The sequence below is a fragment of the Enterococcus sp. DIV0240d genome, assembly GCF_051711245.1.
GTDB lineage: Bacteria > Bacillota > Bacilli > Lactobacillales > Enterococcaceae > Enterococcus_D > Enterococcus_D casseliflavus.
The window spans coordinates 1,213,588-1,234,043 of record NZ_JBIOMG010000001.1 but is presented as its reverse complement, the minus strand read 5'-3'; the positions used below and the strand labels follow the sequence as shown (position 1 = coordinate 1,234,043).

The 20,456-nt window shown below is 44.2% G+C and carries 18 protein-coding genes, 1 tRNA gene, 1 pseudogene and 1 other annotated feature; of the genes and pseudogenes, 7 read left to right on the top strand and 13 right to left on the bottom strand.

Going from position 1 to position 20,456, the window contains the following annotated elements; genetic code table 11:
- Nucleotides 1-92 precede the first annotated feature (92 nt).
- Both IGJ25_RS05820 and IGJ25_RS05815 read left to right on the top strand, forming a co-directional pair.
- Entirely contained in the window at nucleotides 93-965 is an 873-nt protein-coding gene (locus IGJ25_RS05820; RefSeq protein WP_010747712.1) for a carbohydrate ABC transporter permease, read from the top strand.
- Nucleotides 955-1,806 carry a carbohydrate ABC transporter permease gene (locus tag IGJ25_RS05815; RefSeq protein WP_010747711.1) on the top strand — a complete coding sequence of 284 codons (852 nt, stop codon included), beginning with the start codon at nucleotides 955-957 and terminating at the stop codon, nucleotides 1,804-1,806. The genes IGJ25_RS05820 and IGJ25_RS05815 overlap by 11 nt, the downstream gene beginning before the upstream one ends.
- A 73-nt stretch (nucleotides 1,807-1,879) precedes the next feature.
- On the opposite strand, the gene IGJ25_RS05810 is transcribed toward IGJ25_RS05815, so the two are convergent.
- The gene (locus tag IGJ25_RS05810; protein ID WP_010747710.1) at nucleotides 1,880-2,821 is read right to left on the bottom strand and encodes a magnesium transporter CorA family protein; all 942 of its coding nucleotides are present in this window, start codon (nucleotides 2,819-2,821) and stop codon (nucleotides 1,880-1,882) included.
- A gap of 185 nt (nucleotides 2,822-3,006) precedes the next feature.
- On the opposite strand from IGJ25_RS05810, the gene IGJ25_RS05805 reads away from it, so the two are divergent.
- Complete coding sequence (locus tag IGJ25_RS05805) at nucleotides 3,007-3,834, top strand: manganese catalase family protein (RefSeq protein WP_005225417.1); 828 nt, start codon at nucleotides 3,007-3,009, stop codon at nucleotides 3,832-3,834.
- A 135-nt stretch (nucleotides 3,835-3,969) separates the two neighbouring features.
- Nucleotides 3,970-4,809 (top strand): aldo/keto reductase, encoded by an 840-nt coding sequence (locus IGJ25_RS05800; RefSeq protein ID WP_005225416.1) that lies wholly within the window; start codon nucleotides 3,970-3,972, stop codon nucleotides 4,807-4,809.
- A 95-nt stretch (nucleotides 4,810-4,904) separates the two neighbouring features.
- Here IGJ25_RS05800 and IGJ25_RS05795 read toward each other — a convergent pair whose 3' ends face one another.
- Genes IGJ25_RS05795 through IGJ25_RS05775 form a run of 5 tightly spaced genes read right to left on the bottom strand, consistent with a single transcriptional unit; the run spans nucleotide 4,905 to nucleotide 9,255 of the window.
- Entirely contained in the window at nucleotides 4,905-5,642 is a 738-nt protein-coding gene (locus IGJ25_RS05795) for an SIS domain-containing protein (RefSeq protein ID WP_005225415.1), read from the bottom strand.
- Nucleotides 5,643-6,893 carry a PTS ascorbate transporter subunit IIC gene (locus IGJ25_RS05790; protein ID WP_005225414.1) on the bottom strand — a complete coding sequence of 417 codons (1,251 nt, stop codon included), beginning with the start codon at nucleotides 6,891-6,893 and terminating at the stop codon, nucleotides 5,643-5,645.
- 2 nt (nucleotides 6,894-6,895) lie between these two features.
- Nucleotides 6,896-7,177 (bottom strand): PTS sugar transporter subunit IIB, encoded by a 282-nt coding sequence (locus tag IGJ25_RS05785; RefSeq protein ID WP_005225413.1) that lies wholly within the window; start codon nucleotides 7,175-7,177, stop codon nucleotides 6,896-6,898.
- 12 nt (nucleotides 7,178-7,189) lie between these two features.
- Nucleotides 7,190-7,618 carry a PTS sugar transporter subunit IIA gene (locus IGJ25_RS05780; protein WP_005225412.1) on the bottom strand — a complete coding sequence of 143 codons (429 nt, stop codon included), beginning with the start codon at nucleotides 7,616-7,618 and terminating at the stop codon, nucleotides 7,190-7,192.
- Entirely contained in the window at nucleotides 7,615-9,255 is a 1,641-nt protein-coding gene (locus IGJ25_RS05775; protein ID WP_005225411.1) for a BglG family transcription antiterminator, read from the bottom strand. The genes IGJ25_RS05780 and IGJ25_RS05775 overlap by 4 nt, the downstream gene beginning before the upstream one ends.
- 201 nt (nucleotides 9,256-9,456) lie before the next feature.
- Between IGJ25_RS05775 and ypfJ the strand changes: the two genes are divergently transcribed.
- Nucleotides 9,457-10,347 (top strand): KPN_02809 family neutral zinc metallopeptidase, encoded by an 891-nt coding sequence (gene ypfJ / locus IGJ25_RS05770; protein ID WP_005225408.1) that lies wholly within the window; start codon nucleotides 9,457-9,459, stop codon nucleotides 10,345-10,347.
- A gap of 284 nt (nucleotides 10,348-10,631) precedes the next feature.
- Here ypfJ and IGJ25_RS05765 read toward each other — a convergent pair whose 3' ends face one another.
- From IGJ25_RS05765 to IGJ25_RS05740, 6 genes and pseudogenes are all read right to left on the bottom strand, one after another.
- The gene (locus IGJ25_RS05765) at nucleotides 10,632-11,447 is read right to left on the bottom strand and encodes an ABC transporter permease subunit (protein ID WP_005231185.1); all 816 of its coding nucleotides are present in this window, start codon (nucleotides 11,445-11,447) and stop codon (nucleotides 10,632-10,634) included.
- Nucleotides 11,444-12,327 (bottom strand): annotated as a pseudogene (locus IGJ25_RS05760) (ABC transporter ATP-binding protein). Before IGJ25_RS05760 ends, IGJ25_RS05765 begins: the two are co-directional and overlap by 4 nt.
- 442 nt (nucleotides 12,328-12,769) lie before the next feature.
- A complete protein-coding gene (locus IGJ25_RS05755) occupies nucleotides 12,770-13,600 on the bottom strand; it encodes an energy-coupling factor transporter transmembrane component T family protein (protein ID WP_005225404.1) in 831 nt (276 codons plus the stop codon).
- Nucleotides 13,590-15,299, bottom strand: a complete 1,710-nt coding sequence (locus tag IGJ25_RS05750; RefSeq protein WP_005225403.1) for an ABC transporter ATP-binding protein — start codon at nucleotides 15,297-15,299, stop codon at nucleotides 13,590-13,592. Before IGJ25_RS05750 ends, IGJ25_RS05755 begins: the two co-directional genes overlap by 11 nt.
- Before the next feature lie 26 nt (nucleotides 15,300-15,325).
- On the bottom strand, nucleotides 15,326-15,880 hold the full coding sequence (locus IGJ25_RS05745) for an ECF-type riboflavin transporter substrate-binding protein (protein ID WP_438779154.1): 555 nt from the start codon (nucleotides 15,878-15,880) through the stop codon (nucleotides 15,326-15,328).
- Nucleotides 15,877-16,725, bottom strand: a complete 849-nt coding sequence (locus IGJ25_RS05740; RefSeq protein ID WP_438779153.1) for an SAM hydrolase/SAM-dependent halogenase family protein — start codon at nucleotides 16,723-16,725, stop codon at nucleotides 15,877-15,879. The genes IGJ25_RS05745 and IGJ25_RS05740 overlap by 4 nt, the downstream gene beginning before the upstream one ends.
- Before the next feature lie 91 nt (nucleotides 16,726-16,816).
- Nucleotides 16,817-17,056 (bottom strand) — a binding site (T-box leader).
- Nucleotides 17,057-17,508: 452 nt separating this feature from the next.
- On the opposite strand from IGJ25_RS05740, the gene IGJ25_RS05735 reads away from it, so the two are divergent.
- Nucleotides 17,509-17,590 (top strand) — tRNA-Leu (locus IGJ25_RS05735).
- 93 nt (nucleotides 17,591-17,683) lie between these two features.
- Here the strand turns inward: IGJ25_RS05735 and IGJ25_RS05730 are convergent.
- Nucleotides 17,684-19,336 (bottom strand): peptide ABC transporter substrate-binding protein, encoded by a 1,653-nt coding sequence (locus IGJ25_RS05730; protein ID WP_438779152.1) that lies wholly within the window; start codon nucleotides 19,334-19,336, stop codon nucleotides 17,684-17,686.
- Nucleotides 19,337-19,898: 562 nt separating this feature from the next.
- On the opposite strand from IGJ25_RS05730, the gene IGJ25_RS05725 reads away from it, so the two are divergent.
- On the top strand, nucleotides 19,899-20,351 hold the full coding sequence (locus IGJ25_RS05725) for a DIP1984 family protein (RefSeq protein WP_438779151.1): 453 nt from the start codon (nucleotides 19,899-19,901) through the stop codon (nucleotides 20,349-20,351).
- Nucleotides 20,352-20,456 lie beyond the last annotated feature (105 nt).

Sequence of the window (20,456 nt, the reverse complement as noted above, 5' to 3'; positions counted from 1 at the left end):
ACAGACGTTCAACCACAAAGAACCCATAGTCTGGCTTTTTGCAGACTGCGGGTTCTTTGTTGCTGATACGATCGTCGGAGGAGGAATTTTCTGTGAGTACTTTACAAAAAAACAAATGGCCGTTGCTATTCACTGGCGCAAGCATCATTTTGTTCATTATCTTCTTTTTGATTCCAGCACTCTTAGGACTTTATTACTCGTTAACCGACTATAAAGGCTTTGCGACAGCCAATTTTATCGGCTTGGCGAACTATCAAGAATTGTTTCAAGACGCCAGCTTCTATAAAGCACTATTTCGTACATTTCGTTATGTGATCATTCTGGTCCCAAGTATCTATGTCGTTTCTCTCGCCGTCGCTTTGATGTTGAACAGTCAGCTGGCGAAAGGCAAATTTTTCGCAAAGATCATTTTTTTCTTACCATGGACCATCTCTGGGATCATCGCTGGGGTTATCTGGAAATGGCTGTTTGGTGAAAACTTTGGCTTTATCAACTTTATTCTAGAGCAAGCGGGACAACAAACTGTCCCGTGGTTTACCGACTCGAATGCTGCCTTTTCTGTTATTATTTTGGCTGCCATCTGGGGCGGGACTGCCTTTAACATGCTGCAATTTACTGCAGCTTTGAAAAATATCCCCCGCTCGTTGTATGAAGCTGCCGAGATCGACGGCGCCAGCTTTGGGCATAAATTACGCTACATCACCTTGCCTATGCTGCGGCCGACTTCCTTTATGGTCATCTTATTGGCTTCGATCGGCGCCATGAAAGAGTTCGCCCTCGTGCAATCGCTGACCAATGGTGGTCCAGGAACCGACAACATGTTGATCGTGCAATATATCTATACGACTGGGTTTGACAAAATGCGGGTCGGCTATGCCAGTGCTGCCTCCATGGTACTTTTCGTGATTCTTTTACTGTTAGGCTTAGCACAAATGAAGATTGGAGGCGGCAAGAATGACATCTAAGACCATCAAAACCAAACGACCTGTCACAAGAAAGTCAGCGATGTTTTTTTTAACGCTGGCACTGATCATCACTTCCCTGCTGTACCTTTTTCCACTACTTTGGTTCTTATTGAGTGCCTTTAAACCAGGGACTGAATTATTTGCTTATCCCTTGAAAATCATTCCTGAAAATCCAACCATTCAAAACTTTATTGATGCTTGGACAACATTGGATTTCTTTCGTTACTTCAATAATACGTTGATTTCAGCGGTGGTCACCACTTTATTGACGATCCTAGTCAGCGCCGCCTGTGGCTATGCCTTTGCAAAATATGATGCGAAATGGCTGCGTTTTTTCTTCATCTGTATCATCGCCACCACCATGCTGCCGACGGAAGTTATCATGAACCCAACGTTTTCTGTCATTCGTTCACTAGGCTTATATGATAACTTATTGGGGATCATCATCCCTTCCATCAATACAGCAACAGGTATCTTTATGTTCCGAACCTTTTTCGTCTCCGTTCCTGACGATCTGATTGAATCAGCCCGCATCGATGGCGCTTCGGATGGGATGATCTTTTTGAAAATCATGCTGCCGATTGCCCGACCAATCATTATGACACTGGGGATCTTTTCCTTCCAGTGGCGGTGGAATGATTATATCTGGCCCTTGATCGTCTTGAATGATCCGAAAAAATACACCTTGCAAGTGGCGATCCGCAGCTTGGTGGGCGCGGAAAATATCAATTGGACGATTTTGATCGCTGCCTCGGTAATTTCCATTTTGCCTTTGCTGCTGGTCTTCCTCGCCTTTCAGCGCTGGATTCTCGACAGCAATTTAGACAGCGGGCTAAAATAAAAAAAAGTGCCGACTGCTTCGTCGCACCTTTCTCCTTTTATGGATGAACGGTGCCACAGAGCAGCGGCGCTTTTTATTTTGAAAAGTCTTTTCGTGACAAGTAGACGGCAGTTAAAATGCCGACTAAAATAGCCAAGCCAAAGACGACGATCGTACCGATCGCATTGTCTTTTCCTGGCAGTCCTCCGGTGTTGATCCCCCATAGCCCCGCGATCAAGGACGGCACTGCCACCACTAATGCTGCAGAGTCTAAGTATTTCATCAGATGGTTTAGATTGTTGTCCATCATATCGGAGAACAAGCCACCGATGGTTTCTAACAAGTCGCGATAGATAGTGACCATTTTCATGGCAAATTTTTGCCGCAGCTTGATGTCATAAACGAGTGCTTCATTATCCAAACGATCCAAAAATTCTTTGCGATCCATCAAACGATCGACGGTATGGTTTTGGTCCCGCAAGGTGTGATCAAGATAGACCATGTCTCGCTCGGTATCGGCTAAGTTAAACAATTCCTTGTTTTCTGTCGTTTTACGGGCTGCTTGATCCAAATCATCGATTTGCTTCTTCATCTCCTGCAGACCTTTGATGTAATGGGTGTAGATCATCAACGTCGAATAGGCAACGATATCTTCATACCGCTGGATATCTTGCTCATGCTTTTCGATCAATCGTTTGATCAGATTGGATTGATGAGAGACATACGTGATCAATAGATCTTTGGTGTAGATAAAAGTCACAGGCTCAAGACGGTCTTCGATTCGATCCTCAGTCACTTCCGACAAATCGATCAAGGTATAGAGAATCGGATGATTTAACTTGGTGTTGCGCAAGTATTCCAACCGTGACACTTCTTCCGGTTCATTGGCGCCAATAAAAATATCTTCAGGCAGTTGATACTTATCTAACAAGTGTCGTTGTTCCTCTGGATCTGTGCCAGAAACCACTAGCCAATTGTAATCCTCCTCCGAAGATTTGCTTATTTTTCGGTCTTCCATTTTGTAATACTGAAACATGGTGACTCGCTCCTTTTCTAATTCTCTCTTAATTTAACTATCTAACGCTTCAGGCTTTTTGTCAAAATAAATGGCTTTTCTTTTCGATGCTTTTTTCATTTTGTCAAAGTGCGTTTTATTAGACGAACGTTTCGATTCATGAGAAACTTTTTATGGGCCCAATAAAAAATTTTAGGAGGAATAGTATGTTTCGTCATCAGAAAGAATTACAGTTTGAAGCTAAACCAGAAAAACCAAATCCGTTAGTTGCGAAATACCTTCAAGAATTAATCGGTGGACAATATGGAGAGATGAGTGTTGCCATGCAATACTTATTCCAAGGATGGAGCTGCCGTGGGGAAGAAAAATACAAAGACATGTTAATGGATATCGCTACTGAAGAGCTTGGACACGTTGAAATGTTAGCAACGATGGTTGCACGTCTACTGGAAGGTGCACCTGTGGAAGATCAAGAAGCGGCTATGAAAAAAGACCCAACGATCGGTGCGATCATTTCTGGAATGAATCCGCAACATGCCATCGTTGCAGGCTTAGGACCACGTCCTGCTGATAGCGTCGGCAATCCATGGTCAGGTGCGTATATCATTGCTAGTGGCAACTTACTTGCTGATTTCCGTGCCAACTTAAATGCGGAATCACAAGGTCGTCTGCAAGTAGCACGCATCTATGAAATGATCGATGACCGTGGGGTCAAAGACTTACTTTCAGTTTTATTAGCACGTGATAGCTACCACCAAAATCTCTGGGCAGCTGCCGTGAAAGAATTGGAAGAAAACGAAGGCTCAATTTTAGTGCCGACTACCTTTGACCGCAAAAACGAACGCTTAGATATCGCTTATGATTTCTATAACTTCTCAGAAGGCGACCAAAGTAAAGAAGGCTCTTGGGCGAAAGGCAAAGCCCTTGATGGTGAAGGCGAATACCAATGGCTAGACGAACCAAAAGTCGAAGGAAAAGCGCCAAAACTCGATCAAGTCACACCAAAAATGTATGGCACACCGCCTGAAAAATAATTTGATCAAAAAGAGCAATTGTTTCTGAAACAGAAACCGTTGCTCTTTTTTCTTTGTCTGTTTGAGCAAGTTGGTTACGTTCCTGTCAAAAAAGCGTTAGAGTAGAATGTAGAAAAGAAAAGGAGGAATCATTTTATGAAAGCACCTTTACTGACATTAAACGACGGCAATTTACGCCCCGCATTGGGCATCGGTACCTATCAGATCCGTGGTGGCGAAGGATTGAGCCAGCTGCAAGCAGCGATCGCCGACGGGTATCGCTTGATCGATTCTTCAACCAATTATGACAATGAAGGCATTGTCGGCAAAGCGATCCGTCGCTCGGGTATCCCACGTTCAGAATTTTATATCACCTCAAAATTACCAGGAAAATACCATGGCTATGATGATGCCTTAACCAGCATTCAAGAATCCCTTGCTCGCATGGGGCTCGACTACTTCGATGCCTTTTTGATCCACTGGCCATTACCAAAACGCGGCAAATATGTCGAAGCTTGGCAAGCCTTAGTGACCGCCCAAAAATTAGGCTTGATCCGTTCCATCGGCGTTTCCAATTTTGAACCAGAACATTTGGATGCCATCATTGAAGCAACTGGTGTGACTCCTGCATTAAATCAAATTGAGATCCATCCTTACTGGGTCCAAGAACGGATGGTCGCAGAAAACAAAAAGCGCGGCATCGTAACGGAAGCTTGGAGCCCATTAGGTCGTGGCAGCGATGCCCTGAAAGAACCACTGATCACTGAATTAGCTGAGAAATACCAAAAATCAGCTGGTCAAATCATCTTGCGCTGGCATGTGGATCGTGGCATTTTGCCCCTTCCAAAATCAAGAAACCTCGCCCATCAACGAGAAAATCTTGCAATCTTCGACTTTGAACTGACTGAAGATGAAATCAATCAAATCAATCAGTTAAACAAAGCAGACGGCCGCATCGATGGTCAAGACCCAAATGAGTATGAAGAATTTGAATAAACAATGATACCTAAAAAACATCATCTGCTACTCCTTGATCGACGGAGCAACAGATGATGTTTTAATATCAATAATAAACGAATTTGCTTCCCTACTTACAGCTGATAATGGATCGCTTCTTGGTACTTTTCAAACAGGGACTGGTTCAATTCATCCCCGCCGTCTAGGTTCGCTGAGTAAAAAATCGGCGGATAGTCGACACCGGCTTCTTTTAGTTTTTGGCAAACTTCAACGATGATCGCATTTAAGATCGTTGCACCGACTACGGTGGATGTGGGGCCGACTTTTTGTTCGACGTCAGGAATCGTACACGCTGCATCGCCAATCTCCCCATGATTGTCGATGACGATATCCGCCGTTTCAAACAAACGCAAGCCTGAAGTATGGCGGCTGGTGACTGTTTTTGAATAGGTAAGATTCGTTAATGCGATGATCTTGACCCCCTTTTCTTTGGCATGAAGCGCCATATCGATGATAACTGGGTTTCGCCCAGACACCGAATGCAAGATCAGCACATCACCTGCTGTAAAGGGTTGGGTCGCCGCCAAGGCACTACCGTAGCCTTCTAAGCGCTCCATTTTACTAGTGAAGGTGATTGGGCTGCGATCAAGCATCAGTTCTCTTCCAAAGATCGCGTTGATGGTCATCATGCCGCCTGCTCGATAATACATCTCTTCGGCTAAGATCCCAGCGTGACTTGCGCCAAAAATGTAGATGGCTTTTTTGGTCAAGTTGGCTTGCGTCAGCAATTCAATGGCTTGCTCAATCGCTGGTGCTTCTTTTTCTTCTACAATAGACAATAGTTCTTTTGCTTTTTCAAAGTATTGAAACATTTAAACCCCTCCAAACAGCTTGCCGATCAATTCACCAAGGATGCCCCATAGAGATAAATCGTTCCCACCGAAAATCAAGATCCAGTTTTGAATCGTCGTTGAGAACATCGCTGCAGAGATCCCAACGAGTGCTACCATAACGACAGAAGCTGTGATCGTACCAATAATGGCACCTCGCAAGCCCCCTTGTCCTTCGCCGATCACCGCAGCACCGCCACATTCAAAGAAGCTGGTGATAACTAAAGGAACGATCAAAATGCCAAAGACGTTGGTCGTATTGGCAATGACCACTAAAATCGTTGAGGTGATCATCGCCACGATAAAGCCGATGATTACAGCATTTGGACGATAGTTGAACAAGATTGGTACATCAAAAGCTGGTTTCGCTCCAGGAACGACTTTTTCTGCGATCCCTTGAAAGGCGGGAATGATTTGGTTGATCAATAGACGTACCCCATACAACATGATCAATAATCCTGCACCGAAGTTCAAGCCAGCATCAACCGCAAACATCACCAAGTTGCCCCCTTCAGGAACTAATACGGGCGCAATCAAACCGATAACGATATTCATCAAAAACATCACTAACGCGCCAGTAATCGATATTTCACGGAAAAACGAGAGATTTTCTGGCACTTTCAAATCTTCCGTCGATTTTTCTTTGTTTCCGACCCGTTTTGCAACAAAGCCTGAAACCAATGACAAGATCCCCGTTGGATGACCGATCAAGAATGAATCATCGCCTGTGGCATCCCACACATATTTACGCATGATCCATGGCATGAAGGACCAGTAACAAGCAGATAGAACCGCCCCTAAAATCAACAATGGGATTCCGGTAAGTCCGCCTTCAACGCCCCCAGCGACGATGACGAACGGGAACCACCACAACATGTGACCGGTGAGGAAAATCGTCTTCACAGGTGTAAAGCGAGCAATCAATAAATGAATGACAAGTCCGAAAAACATCGCTAAACCTACTGTTCCGCCGTATTCTGCCGTAAAGGTGATGTCAGAGAGCCCATCTGACACAGCAACGCCTAATTGGGTTTGAACCGCTGCATTGATCGGTGCGATCGTTCCCACCAACATATTTACCCCAGCCGTCAATGCCACCATCCCGAAGGAAGCTGTTAAGGTTCCTTTAACGACTTCTGCAAAAGGTTTTCTTTGTACCAATAACCCAATCATGGCAATGATCCCCAGTAGGACTGGCGGATTTTTTAAAATATAATCCGTGACAAAATTCATGATTATCCCTCTCTTTCAGCTAAAAATTTTTCCATTTGCTGTTTGACTTCTTCTTTATCCATATACTTTTTGATTGGATAAACGGGTGCTTTCACGGATGCTTTTAACTCATTTAATAATTCATTACTCGTAAAATAAACATCTGCTGGTGTCGCTTTTGCCGTTGATAAATCAGTATTCTCGGCAGTTGCCGTCAACCCTAACTCTTTGATCACCTTGTCGATCGTCATTTTCAATACCATTGAGCTTCCTACACCAAATCCACATACTGCTAAAATTTTCATATCCTTTTCCTCCTATTGGAATAATTGACAAATTTGTTCCCGATCGCCATTTAATATCACGTTGTATTTTTCTTCATCCATAAAGATTGCCATGATCTCTTTCAAGCTTTCTAGATGGCTTTGACTATCTGCGGCGGCTAAGACAAGAAATATCCGCACCGGTTTGCCCTCAAGATCGATGGGCTGTTTCGTTACTAAAAGGCTCATACTTTGTTCCAAAACCCCTTCTCCAGGACGTGCATGCATCAGCGCAAAGTAATCCGCCAACACCATGTAAGGACCATTTTCTTCCACGCTTTGAATCATCGCTTCGATGTAAGCTGACGTGATCAGCGCTTCATCCAGCAAGGGCTGGCTGGCTAATTTTACGGCTGAGCGCCAATCTGTCACTGTCTCATCCGTTTGTATATGCTTTTCAGGCAAAGAATCCTTCACTTTCATTCTGATTTAACCTCCAACATTTTTGATAGGAACCATTCTTTGTTTTCGATTCCTTGCATGATCAATTTCATCATTGGTTCCACCTTTTGCGTCTCATCCTCTCGGATCATCAATAAAATAATGATGTCGGCTTTTTGGTTGCCCCATTCTACTGGCTGATCCAAAAGCAAAATCGAGATGGCTGTTTTTTCGACATAATTCGGATTGCCATGAGGGATGGCAAAGCCATTATCTAAATAGGTTGATTGTAGCTGCTCTCTTTCAATGACGGATTGCTGAAACTGCGCTTTTCGTTTTTCATCACTAAAAGGGGTTTGTTCGATCAAAAAATTGATGGCTTCTGTTTTGCTGGCAAATCGTTCGAAAAAGACGGTTGGCTGGATCATCGATTGGGCTTGAAGAAGTAAACCATTTTGATCGACCGCCGCCTCATTATCGATGACTAAATCGATGTAGTGATTCATGATCCGCTTCATGTCGCGATTGGTCACCATAGGCGAGATCCGCACCACAGGTTTTTGAATCCCGACGAGATCGATGGTTGAAATAATAAAATCGATCGCTGAGATGTCCATCTGCTTTAATTTTTCTACTGAAACGGTTTCGATACTGTCGATCTCTGGCAGAATGCGACGAATTTTCGCAGAGACAAACGAGCTAGTACCGACGCCATTGGGACAGACAAAAATGATTTTGTTCATGCGGCGCATTCGCTCGATCGCTGCTTGAAAATGGATTGTGACAAATCCGATCTCATCATCAGAGATCCCCACTTGATACGCTTTCAAAAAATCATGGAGCGAGAACCAGACCACGCCATACAAGGCAGGATAGTTTTGCTTGATTTCCTCTAATAAAGGGTTGATGACTGTGGTTTGCGCTTCGATCCGCAACAGCAGTTGATACAGATGGATCGTCACATCTTCTTCCAATCGATTGTCTTGTGTCAAGTCGGTGCCTAAGCCTTCGCTGATTTTTTGAATCAAGTTGCGCACTTTTCCCCGAAAGACGAAAGGAACTTTTTCACTTTTCATAAAAAATTTCAAGCCGCTACCGACGATCAGGTAGGTTAGATATTGCACTTCTTTTGGTGAAAATTGATAAATGTGCTGTTCTTCGATTTCTTTCAGTAGCTCATAGACTAACGGATATTTGTCGAACTCCAAAAACAGTTTCCCCACTTGGCGATTTTCTTCAATCACTAAGTTTTCCGCATGACTTGCCCGTTCGATCAGCAGCACGATGGAAAGGACGATACTTTGGATATAGCTGTCGGGCATTTCCACTTGTTTTTCCACTAACGCTCGACGAAACGCCTGATTTACTTCCTGGTATTTCTCAGGTTCCACCAACAAGGAAAACGCCGCTGGTTGATCCAGCATCATTAAGCAAAAGCGTTTGAGCATCCGATGGATCTGGGATTCACTTCCTTCAAAAAATGTACCTGAATTATCAAATCTCAGACGTAAGCTTTCTTTTTGAAACAGCTCTTTTAAATAAGAAATATCTTTTGCAATACTGCTGCGGGAAACGAAATAATCCTCTGCTAACTGCTGATAGCTGAGGTGCTCGCCAGCAATCAACCGTTTAAAAATCAAAATCCTTCGTTCCGATGTCCCCGAATAATTCATTTTCATACGCTCACCCTCTACCTCTATTTTATTGCTACTGTACCAAATTAGAAGGCTAATTGTTAGATTAAAGAATGATTAAAAGGAGTGTACACTTTGATTTTCAAGGCTCCTGCAGGCATTTTATAACAATTTCAAGGCGCTTTTTTTCACAATCTGCCGCCTTTCTCTTATAATTAAGCTAGGATTTATATAGGAGGAGATAACATGAAATGGCGTGGGGGTAGACAAAGCAGAAATGTCGATGATCGAACGGGGCGATCATCTGGCTCAGGCGGGATGCTGGCTGCTGGTGGCGGGATCGGTACGGTGATCATCGCTGTTTTATTTTTCCTGTTTAGCGGTGGTGATTTAAATTCGCTGCCGGATGTCTTGGGTGGCAGCGGTCAAGCAGCCAATTACCAGACAGAAAATGTGGGCACCAGTGAGTACACGGAGGAAAAAGAATTTTCCGCAGTCGTGTTCGGCTATTTAGAAGATTATTGGCAAGACGTTTTTCAAGAGCGGCAAGAAACCTATCAAGACCCGACACTCGTATTATTTACGGGAAGTGTCCAGTCGGCATGCGGCTATGCCACGTCACAGGTTGGTCCGTTTTATTGCCCAGCAGATGAGAATGTGTACCTTGATCTTAGCTTTGCCAATGAGCTTTCCGATAAATATGGCGCAAGCGGCGACTTCGCAATGGCCTATGTCATCGCCCATGAAGTCGGTCATCATGTGCAAAATGAGCTGGGAATCACCCAACAATTGGACAAAATCCGCCAGCAAGTTTCAGAAAAGGAATACAATCAGTACAGCGTTCGTTTGGAACTGCAAGCTGACTACTTAGCTGGTACTTTTGCGAAATACTTGCAAGGCGAAACCTATCAAGGACAACCGATCTTAGAAGCTGGCGACATTCAAGAAGCAATCACAGCTGCCAATGCCATCGGGGATGATACGCTGCAAAAAGAATACCAAGGCTATGTTGTTCCAGATAGTTTTACGCACGGCACATCGCAGCAACGCGTGGACTGGTTTAACCGTGGCTATCGTTATGGTGACTTAGCACATGGCGATACCTTCAATGTCAATAGCCTTGATTTGAGCAAGTAGCTTCAACTAAAAAAACACTCCGAAGCAGCATGAACCGCCTGCTGCTTCGGAGTGTTTTTAGGTTTTGGGTGTCCCTTCAAGCCTTTTGGTGAAGGGACGCTTTACGCTTTCTTAACTTTCGCAATGATTTTTTCGCAAAAACGTGCCTGCTTCGTCATACTTTTTTCACATTTCGAGACTATTATATAAGCATACCAACAAACAACCCTAACACTTTTTCATTTTTACTCCTTTGCCTGTCAGTCCCCGCTGACAGGCTCTTTTTTGTCTTTTGATTGTTGTGCTCAGACCTGCAAGTCTTTGCGCTCGTAACGGGAAAAGGTGCCAAAGAAACACAATACACCGATCAGCAGTACCCATAGGACTGATGTGGCGCCGTTATCCATGAGTTGGACGGGTAATGCCATCCGCACAGGCGAAAGTCCTGCCAGCCATTCCAATTTATCGTAGAGTTCCCCCACGATGCCAAGCAAATACAGCCCGAACACGCAGCCTAAGCCGACACTGGCGGTTTGTTTGCTGGAACGCAAGATCGTGGATAAAAAGAAACCTAGACAGAGGAAAAAGACTAAGACACCATACTCGGCAACGAAGATTTTGCTGATTTCTTCTATAAAAGAGGACAGGTCGTCTCCTGGTAGTTTGAATAGAGCAAACGAAGCCAGACTACTGCCATAGGCAATCAGCCAAAAGCCAGTCAGCAACAACAATCGAGCGAGGAACTTCCACCCAACGATTTCTCTGCGGCTAATAGGCTGAGCATATAAATACTCGATCGTTCCTTCTGATTCTTCAGTGATCAGACTGTTCAAGCCTAAAAGCATCCCATAAATACACGCAGCAATAAATAAGTATTGAAAGTAGTACCCGAAAAAACCTGTTGGAGAAACCAAACTTGAGGGTCCTGTCAGTTGGATGTTAAAAATGCCTAGTAATTCTGGGCTGAAAGAGCCCAACATCTGGTCTAACGACGTTTTCATTTCTGGCGTGATCATTTGAGGATAGATAGCCGTAAATGCAAAAATGATTGCTGCAAAAAGGATCGCCCAGACTAGCCAGCCTTTGAAGGTATTTTTAAGATCGATTTTCATTAAAGTCATTTTTGAGAACCTCCTTCATACAGGAGCATAAATTGCTGTTCAAGGGTTGGGTGCTCGATCGTGAACTCTTTAATGGCAGGATTGGTTAGAAAATGTGCCAGTTGATTCATGTCCCCTTGATAGAAAAAACGCAAGCTGTGTGATTCCTGAGCAAGAACTTGTACGTTTTCCAAGCCGACTAATGAGATACTGTCCTCATTCGTGAGCGTTACAACTTTGCCGAAATTTTCTTCCTCACTCAGTTCTTTCACGGTGATGATCTGTCCTTCACGAATAAAGGCGGTACGATGGGCATAGGTCTGAATTTCATGCAGATCATGACTGGATAGAAAAATCGTCATCCCCTGTTTGTTTCTTCTGAGAAGCTCTTCAAACAGCCGTTTTTGGATCAAGGGATCTAAGCCATTGGTCGGCTCATCTAAAATCAGCATTCTCGGTTGTGCAATCAAGGCGCTCGCAAGCCCGACTTTTTTCTTGTTCCCTAAAGAAAGTTCTGCGATCGATTTATTGGGATCAATTTGAAAAGCTCCATCAACTCCTGAATCTCTTTTTTTGGCTGCTTGACTTGATGAAAATCTGCCGTAAATGCCAGTAGTTCTGCTGTCGTCATTTTTGAATAAAACCGTACATCACTGGAAACATACCCAGTAAACGTTTTGATCTCTTTGGCTGCTTGTTGGCAATCTCGTCCAAAAATCGCCGCCTGTCCTGCATCTGGTTTGATAAAATTCAACAATACTTTGATGGTCGTTGGTTTTCCTGCACCATTTGGTCCGATAAAGCCAAAAATCTCTCCTTCTGCCACTTGCAATGATACGTTCTCGATGGCGTACTTCTTGTTGTATTGTTTGCTTAGTCCGTTGATCCTAATGGCATCCATCCTGTCCCCTCCTTGTACTGCTTTGATGCCATCAGTGTAGCCTTATTTCGCGTTTCCGTCAATCAAACATCTAAAAGGGTTACGCTGGAATGTTTTACGAAAATCATCAACAGATTGACACACTTCTATTGCTTTCTCTTCCTATTTTTTTCACATTTTCCCGTTACTATAAATACATACCAACAAACAACCCTAACAATTTTTCATTTTTACTCCTATCCCGCCAGTCCCCGCTGGCGGGCTCCTTTTTTTTGCGGCAAAAAAACGCAGACCTAGCAGCAACTGACTTTAGCAAATGTAGCACTCGCTAAAGTCAATTGACTGACTATCCTGCGTTTTTTGGCTCGATCATTTCTGGGACGGATGAATCAATTCTGAATCATCCGTCCCACTTTCATTATTGACAATGCGTCCGTTTTTTATGTTTTCATGGGTTGATTTGTTAACGAAATGGATTGTAGAAACGTCCGCCATTAAGGACCATCAAGGACAATCCAAGCGCCACGATCAAGCAAACGACAGCAATCGCCAAGAGATCTTTGCCTTGGATCGGCTTAGCTTTCAGCCAGGTACGCTGCTTATGCTTGCCAAACCTTCTTAGCTCCATGGCAGCAGAAATATGGTCGATCCGTTCCAAGCTGGAAAAAATCAAAGGAATCGCGATCGCGACATTGCCTGCCACTCGCTTGCGCAAAGGTGCTTTTTTAGAAAGCTCCACGCCCCGTGCTTGTTGCGCTTTGGCAATCGTCCGAAAATCATCTTGAATATCGGGAATGTAACGCAAAGCCAGTGCGACTGCATAGGCGATCTTGTAGGAAATCCCGATGCGGTTGATACTGGACGCCAACTCACTAGGATTGGTGGTAAACAAGAAAATCAACCCTGGAGGAATCGTGACAAAATACTTGATCAACAGATTCAGCTCATAAAACACTTGCTCTTGGGTCAATGTATACCGACCGATCCCTTCGAAAATCACGTGGCGCGTACCGTAGATCTCCACCCCGTATTCTGGTGCGAAAAGATAGACCGCCACCAAATTCAAAAGCGAAAAGAAGATGATAAATTTCAATACAAAAGCGATATCTCGGTAGCGAATTCCAGCACTGGCAAATAGAAAGACCGAAAACAATGCCAGTCCAATGAGAAAACGCGTATCATAAGAGATCATCCCGATGACGGATAGCAGCAAAAAACAAATCAGTTTTGCGGCACCGCTTAATTGGTGAATCCACGTTTTGCGGTCAAGATAGCCGATTAGATTACTTTCCATCGTGCTCCTCCTTCTCGCTGGCAATGAAGGCGGCAGTAAAAGCGGTGGGATCTGTCAGCTGGTTAAGAGTCGCCAGTGTATACAAGCTGGTTTCTTTGAGGTTCGCGGCACTCACCACTTGTTTGTCTGCTAAAACAACTTCTGGCGGTGCGTCCAGCAAAATCGTTCCTTGTGTCAAAACGATCGTCCGCTGTGTATACTCCAACATCAAATGCATATCGTGGGTGATCATAACAATCGTTAATCCCCGCTGGTTCAACTCCTGTAAAAATTGCATCATTTCGGTGTAATGGCGATAGTCTTGTCCCGCTGTCGGCTCATCCAATAAAATGAGTTCAGGATCTAAGACGAGGATCGCTGCAATGGCGGCTCGGCGTTTTTGCCCATGACTTAGTGCCGACAATGGCCATGAGCGAAACGGATAAAGACCACAAATTTTCAAGGTCTGGTGAACTTTTTCTGTGATTTCAGCCTCTGGAACGTTTCGGTTGCGCAAGCCTAAGGCAACTTCGTCAAACAGGAAGTTTTTTGACAGCATTTGATTGCTGTTTTGCAAAACATACCCGATTTTTTGCGCTCGTTCTTTGATGGAATCATTGCCCATGTCCGTTCCTTGCCAAAGTAATTTGCCAGATGTCGGAGTCAAAAAGCCGGTAATCAAATGGGACAAGGTCGATTTTCCTGCACCATTATGCCCGACCAAACTAATCATTTCTCCTTGATGGATGGTAAAATCCAGTGCCTGCAAAATGGGTTTGCCCACTTGGTAGGAAAACGATAGATTTTTTGCTTCCAACAAAGGCGGCTGGTGGCTAGGAAGCGCCGGTTTCGGAAATTTTTCTTGAAACTGAGTCAGTTTTTCGGCAATCTCAGGTGATGCAAATGCTTCTACCGCGACCAAATCAGCAGCGTCGGTCACGGGAACCCCCGCTTTTTTTAAAGCAGCTAAATACAGTGGTTCACGAATGCCGACTTGCTGTAGCATGTCCGTTTTTAATAGTTCATTCGGTGTACTGTCGGCAAGGATGCGGCCTTCTTCCATCACGATGATGCGATCGACAGCTGCGGCTAACACTTCTTCTAAGCGATGTTCAATGATGATGGTGGTAAAACGCTTCTCTTGATACAGCTGGTCGATCATTTTGATAGCTTCCACACCTGTTTGCGGATCCAAGTTGGCTAGCGGCTCATCAAACAGTAGAATCGGTGTTTCATCGATCAAAACACCTGCCATTGAAACACGTTGCTTTTGGCCACCCGATAATTCCTGCGGTTTTTTCGCCAAATGATCCATTAAGTCAGTCTTTTCTGCCCAAAAACGCAGCGCCTCTTGCATCACTGCTTGACTGCGCTGATCGTTTTCCAATGAAAATACGATATCTTCTGCTACGGTCAAGCCTACAAATTGGCTATCGGTGTCTTGCAGCACCGTGCCGACGGTCAAAGACAGCTCGTAGATGGAAGCTTGCCCAAAGGCATTGGTACCGATCGTCAATTCTCCAGTACTACTGCCTTTGTCGTTTTGCGGGATCAAACCGTTCAAACATTTTCCTAATGTACTTTTGCCAGAACCGCTGGCACCGACGATCAGGACTTTTTCTCCTTCATAGATCGTTAGATCGATGTTTTTCAAGGTCGGTTCCGCTTGTGCATCATATTGGAAAGAAAAATTCGTAAATTGAATGATTTTTTGTTTCATTTTTTAGCCTTCACACATTTCTTTGGTTAGGATTCCTTGCTCAAGCTGCCTTTTTTGGTTTTGGTTTGGGCATAGGCTTTTAGCAGGATCACTCCGATTATCCCAGTTACGACTGCATTGGTCAATCCCGCAATGACTCCTTGCGTAAAGACTTTGTTCGCTGGTTCGCCATAGATCAAAATATCCCCGATCGGGGCAATGATCACCCAGACGACCAAATTTGCGATCGTTTCACCGATCAAGAAGGTCCGAATTTCTTTAGCGCCAAAGGTTCCTTGCTGGATTGGAATCCAACGAGTCAAAAGTCCAAAGAACACCCCTAAGATCCCAGAGGCGGCGATCCAAGACCACCATGGACCATAAGTCGTTAAATCTCCTAGAGCATGACCGATAAAGCCTGCTAAACCAGCCACGATCGGACCGTAGACAACGCCTAATAGCGCCAAGAAAGGATAGGCTGTGGCGATATCTGTATTTGGGAAACCCATCGGAATCGTGACGAAACGTTTTAAGACGAAAAAGACCGCAGCACCGATACCGATTGCAACAATGTGTTTTACTGTAAATTTTGATTGATTCATTTTTCATTTCTCCTTTTTTTGAGGGTAATTTTCCAATTCGTGCCAGTGCCGATTTTATAAGTTTCAGCAAATGAAGCCAAGTTGAGCCCTAAACCGATATTCAGCAAGGAATTGACATATAAGACGGGTTCTTGTTCTGCCACTTGCGCAAAGGAGCGTCCGAAACGCACTTCTTCTTGATAACGCAGGGTATCTTGGTAGTAGATACTGACGAGCAGCGACTCATTGTATTGGACCTGCCATTGCTTAAAGAACGTGTGGGGAATATTCGTCCACAACGAACCAAAGCGGATATCGAGAATATCGATCGTCCCTGTGATCGTTTCAGCTGTTTGGCTTGGCTTTTCAATGGCAAAAACTTGAATCGCTTCTTTAGGTTCGGGTGTTCCTAGCTCTTCAAAGCTGATGGCACCGCTGGCGAGCCGAGCGGCATTATACATATAAACATCCCGACCATGAAACGTATGGCTTTCGGCTGATCCTGCCAAGCGCTCAGTTGCCTCATTGATCACCCGAAGTTCAGCGATTCCGATATAAGTCGCTAAATAGGTCAGGGTGCCGTTATCTGGTGTCAAAACCAACTGCCCGGTCGCCAGCTTAGCAACCACACTTCGTCGATCAGACCCTACGCCAGGATCGACCACTGAAACAAAGACTGTTCCTGCTGGCCAATAGGTGACGCTTTGCAGCATGCGATAGCTGGCGTCATGAATGTTGTATGGCTCGATCTCATGAGTCAAATCCGCAATGACCAGCTCTGGTGCCACTTGATAGGCTACCCCGTACATCGCATTGACCGCTCCATCTTGCAAACCAAAATCGGTTTGAACCACTAATTTTTGCATTTTCTCTCCTCCCAACAACCTTTCTCCTTTTCAACAAAACCTTCGCATGAAACAGCTGACCCTACAGACACAAAAAAAGCCCTTAGCCAAAGCTAAGGGCATCACCTGCGGTACCACCTTAATCTGTAAAGCCTTCACAGGCCTCACCTCATTCAGTACCCGAAAACACTCGGAGACTGTCGCTTGTTAACGGGGCAACCGTATTTTCCTAATTAGTCAGAAAATCCGCTCCAAAGTCATTTTCAAATCATTTGTTGTCGTTCCTTCTCACCTGCTGGAACTCTCTGCTAGACAACGCCCGTGATTCTACTTTCTTTTTCATCGCGTTTGCATTTTGTTTCATTAAAATTATCAAAGCTTGTGCCTTTTGTCAATTCTCTTTTAAGAAAAAATTCAAACAGAAGCCATAATTTGTCAAAAGATTCACGCAATTTCTAAATTTCACTCGAAAATTCTTCATATTTTCTCGGTATGATACCTGTATACCAACAAACAACCCTAACACTTTTTCATTTTTACTCCTTCCCGCCAGTCCCCGCTGGCGGGCTCCTTTTTGTCTTCTGACTGTTTTAGATGGTTTCACTTTTTCTTGGCGATTTCTTCTCAGAATTCTGTTTGATTCGTCAATTTTTTTTCACATTTTCCCGCTATTATAAATGCATACCAACAAACAACCCTAACACTTTTTCATTTTTACTCCTATCCCGCCAGTCCCCGCTGGCGGGCTCCTTTTTGTGAGATTGGACTTGCATTTCTTCCTAGAAAGGATTATCTTTATCTTATGCGGAAGTGGCGGAATGGCAGACGCGCACGCTTCAGGCGCGTGTGAGTTTATCTCGTGTGGGTTCAACTCCCATCTTCCGCATTTAGCAGTTCAGCTTTCTGAACTGCTTTTTTTGTTGCAAAACGCGCATGTTCATCGAATAAACATGCGCGTTTCATTCAACTATTTTTCCCCTTATTCACTAACATAGGCGGTGCGGAAAAAGAAATGCGCACCATAAGCTGGGAATTGGATGTCTTTAACATTTGATTTGATCAAATAATTTGAAGCACTTTGGTAAAGAGGGACTTGCGCAGCATCTTGTTCCAACAAAATTTCTTCTGCCGCTTTGTAATCTTCAAAATATTGATCGGGGTCGTTGGCATGAACGGTGCGCGCATCTTCCGTCAACGCCGTATATTCTTCATTGATATAGCCGCCGTAGTTAAAGGAAGCGCCGTTTTTGTATAAGATAAAGAACATATCCATGTCACTGCTTCCAGCGATCCAGCCAGAAACGGAAAGCTCATAATCACTATTTGCTCTTGATTGATTCAAGCTGGCACGTGGCTGTTTGTTGATGGAGATCGACAAGCCTGGCAAGTTTTCTTGCAGTTGGCTTTGCAAGTACTCCCCGATTTTTTGACCATTGTCATCATCTGTCACTAATAAACGCAGCGTCGTACTTTCGCCAATTTCCGCTTGGGCTTTTTCCCACTCTTCCTTGGCAGCCTCTAAATCATATAGATTATAATCACCGCTATATGCTCGAAAATCTTCGCCAGTATTTGGATTCGTAGCTAAGCCGGTAGGGATCAATCCATTTAAAACTTTCGCTCCATCGTTCAACACATTATCCACGAGACTTTCTTTGTCGATCGCCAACGCGATCGCTTTACGCACATGAACATTTGCTAAGGCATCGTTGGCGGTTTTATTGAAGTCTAAGAAAAAGTTCGCCACATCGTTTTGCGTAACTAGTTCTTCATTGTCCCCGTATTGTTGGACGTAGATCCCGCTGATTTTTTGCAAATCAAGGTCGCCGCTTTCAAACAATTGGATCCCCGTATTTTCTTCTTTGATGGTGGAGCCTTTGATCTCCTCCAATTGAACGACATCAGCATCGTAGTATTGGTCGTTTTTCACTAGCGTCCACTCATCTCCAGTCTGTTGCCAATCGGTTAAAGTAAAGGGACCAGAATACAACAAATCTTCACTTGTCCGGGCATAGGTCTCGCCTTTTTCTTCAACAAAGGCTTGATTTTGCGGTGCCAACCAGCCGATGGAAATCAAGGATAAAAACGAAGGCTGCGGCTGCTCCAACTGCACGATAAAGGTCGCGTCATCTGGGGTTTCCAGACCAATCGTTTCTACGTCTGCATTGCCTTCACGAATATCTTTACTATTGACTACATTATCCAACAAATAGGCATTTGGTCCCATCGTTGCTGGATCAACTAACTTTTTCCACGCATAAGCAAAGTCAGCCGAAGTGATCGCTTCGCCATTGCTCCATTTCGCATCGTCTCGCAAAGTAAAGGTATAGGTTTTGCCATCTTCACTGATTTCGACTCCTTCTGCCAAGCCTGGAACTGGTTCGCTGTTTTCATCGAAACGGTAGAGCCCTTCGAATAAATGTTGTACGATGGTAAACGTTGCTTTATCCGTCGTTTGGGTCGTATCGAGAGTCGTCAGCTCAGCTGGTAGACTCACCGCGATCGCTTGATTCGGCGCTCCGTTAGTTTCAGCCTCTGATCCCTCAGTATTTCCTGTTGTCGTGCAGCCAGAAAGGGTCAACCCAATCACTCCTGCTGCAACCAATAAACGCTTCTTCCAGATCATTTTCATTCTTCCTCCTATGTGATTGCGCAACCAACGCAAGTGTTTTTCATGACAGCAAAAAACGCATTCAACGATAAAAAGAAAAAACCTCATCCCTTTGCTTATCAACTTTGACAAACAAAGGGACGAGATTTTCGTGTTACCACCCTTTTTCGCACCATTCTCACAAATGGCACCTCAACAGTACGCTAAGATACTTGGCACGGTAACGGCTGCTTTCCGTCTGATTTGCGTGAACAAATCAGATCACTCAGAGCTCATCTTCACTTTTTTTCTGCTGCCCTTTCTCACCATCCGGGTTCTCTTCTAACAGATTCCAAAGCTACTCTTCTCTTCATCGTCTTTCTTTTTATCTAAAAAACAGGTAAATGACGTTTTTTTGTCTATTTCATGATTGTTTTAAAGTATACTATTGGTGTTTTTGGAAGTCAACAAGAATTGCGAATATTCAGTTTTTTATGATTTTTCTATCAGAGCTTGTTTTGCGTCTTGCTTGCCTTTCGTCACGTTCTTCTCTAGGATAAGAACTAGATAAGCCTTCTGATTTGTAAAAAAGGAGTGTGCCAAAATGAAATTAGCAGAAGCGTTACTTTTAAGACGAGATTTGAACAATCGTCTGTTTCAATTGCGCAACGAAATCTCTAGCAGTGTGTTAGTCCAAGAAGGCGATACCTTGGATCGCAGTATCACAGAATTGTTCAAGGAATACGATGAGATCAATCAACAGTATTCAGAATTAATCGTAGCCATCAATCGGAAAAATGCGACTGCCTCTTTAGCAGATAGTGCGTTATTGTTGATGGAAGCACTAGAACAGCGAGAACAGATGCGCCGTAAGCATGCACTGCTTACGCAAGCACTGGATGAAACCAAAGCAGCTCCCCGAATGGGTCGCAACGAAATTCGACTGGTGCGCACGATCGATACAAAAACGCTAACGGAGCAATTGAATGCGACCGCCAAACAGCTGCGAGAATTAGATGGAAAGATCCAACAAACCAACTGGCTAGTCGATCTTTAACAAACATGGGTGGGTGTCAAAGGCGAGCACAAAGCAGGTACAGGCTGATATGTACACTATGGATCGTCTGGCAGAGACGTAAACGTAACAACCACTGCTTACGAA